The sequence below is a fragment of the Salipaludibacillus sp. CF4.18 genome (assembly GCF_051262595.1).
Lineage (GTDB): Bacteria > Bacillota > Bacilli > Bacillales > Salisediminibacteriaceae > Salipaludibacillus > Salipaludibacillus neizhouensis.
Window position 1 is genome coordinate 1 of sequence record NZ_JBIMEV010000131.1, and the last position, 1,512, is coordinate 1,512.

General features: G+C 35.8%; 2 protein-coding genes. One reads left to right on the forward strand and one right to left on the reverse strand.

The genetic code is table 11. From position 1 onward, the window contains the following. Window positions 1-415: 415 nt before the first annotated feature. A complete protein-coding gene (locus ACHABW_RS25730; protein WP_435759870.1) occupies window positions 416-682 on the reverse strand; it encodes a hypothetical protein in 267 nt (88 codons plus the stop codon). A 228-nt stretch (window positions 683-910) separates the two neighbouring features. Here ACHABW_RS25730 and ACHABW_RS25735 point away from each other — a divergent pair, with 228 nt between their 5' ends. Then, the gene (locus ACHABW_RS25735; RefSeq protein WP_435759872.1) at window positions 911-1,399 is read left to right on the forward strand and encodes a hypothetical protein; all 489 of its coding nucleotides are present in this window, start codon (window positions 911-913) and stop codon (window positions 1,397-1,399) included. Window positions 1,400-1,512 lie beyond the last annotated feature (113 nt).

Below are 1,512 nucleotides of genomic sequence, written 5' to 3' on the forward strand. Positions count from 1 at the left end.
AAAAAAAGACAAATTCACTTTGAATTCGTCTTTTAATTTTTTATTACTTATTTTTAATTGTCATTTTCGATGTATCTGAATACTGGTTCAACATAATTTGCAACTTCTGCCTTCTAGCTCTTCTACCGTGTCCCGATAGCTTTCGAGAAGTGGACATTACATCGTGGACATAACTTTCACATAAATAATTCCTTACCTATTCGGAAAATAGATTGCAATTAAATCCTGTAGTAGAAAAACACGAATCATTACCTACTTACTTCTAACATAATCTACCCAAACCTGTACTTTTTTCCGTAATAAATATCAGGTGGTGCCATTCATAGGAAATTGAATAGTTTCCAATATTACTCTCACTATCTGTAATGATGATTCTAGTATTACTGCCAAGTTCTTGGATGAGATAACCCATGTCCTATTCAGGAATGGATACGCAGCTGAGAGTTGGAGTGCCGTTTGATACGTGAAGAAAAATGGCGCTACAGTCGTCTCTTACTGGATTATCCATATTATAGTCAATTGCCACGGCATACTTATATTGGTCGGGATAATTGATTAAATGCTCGTCTGCAGATGATGACCTGCGTTTACTTGAAGGTTGGTAGTTTCCTTCCTCCCTTATCATGAAAAGAAACTTCTCAACGTCATCCATGACAATTTCTTCGGTACCGAGTCGTCCCAAAATCCCCAATTTTTTTCTACAAAGTTAGACTCTTATCTCTCTTTAAAGCCCCTATTTCTAAATGGAAAGCTGTCATATGTGTGTTTTACGAGTTGTTTTCCATTTATTTTGTAGAATAAGTCGATAAATGTAAAACGATTAAAACAGGAAATTAATTCTTTTTTCAGAAGTTATTAGTATAAGAAAAAGTAGCAATACAATACAAAACTAGACAAGGAAGGTGAAAGCATGTTTAAATGGACCCCACATAAAGAGCAATATACGTGTGAAAGAAGACTTATTAAGGTGATGAAGCGTTTAAAAATCGAGGATTTCAATTTCAATTGGGATCGCAGCAGTTGTTGTATTGAATTTCATTACCAGGGAAGTTCGTACAAAATGGAACATTCACTCGAACAAGCAAAAAAACAAGGGATCGTCATGTTAAGGAACGGATTAGATTGTTTATTCCAACTGGTGCAATCCCTAGAAGATCTGAGTCAAATTATTGAAAGGGGAACGTACAAACTCGATATTTGGATTTCCAACATGAAACAGACAACCGTAGAAGAAGAGACAACTCAATACTCAGAAGAAGTTCATATAAGATACAAGTCAATCGAGAAACCAACATATCCCGAATTTAATAGGGGGGATGAGTTTGTACTTGCTGCACCAGAATCATCTTTAGGAGAATATGACCAAAATGAGTTCACCCAACGATCTAAAAGGAAATAGAAGATTTATTTGAAAAAAGCTTGGGGACAGTTTAAAAAAAGGGGGGGACTTTTACAATCCTTCGGAAGAGACAAGCAGTAGTAACCAACTGTTTAGAGACCCGAAGGAAGCAC

Excerpts from the sequence above, each read along its gene's own strand:
- ACHABW_RS25735 (WP_435759872.1), top strand. The coding sequence starts at position 911 with ATGTTTAAATGGACCCCACATAAAGAGCAATATACGTGTGAAAGAAGA.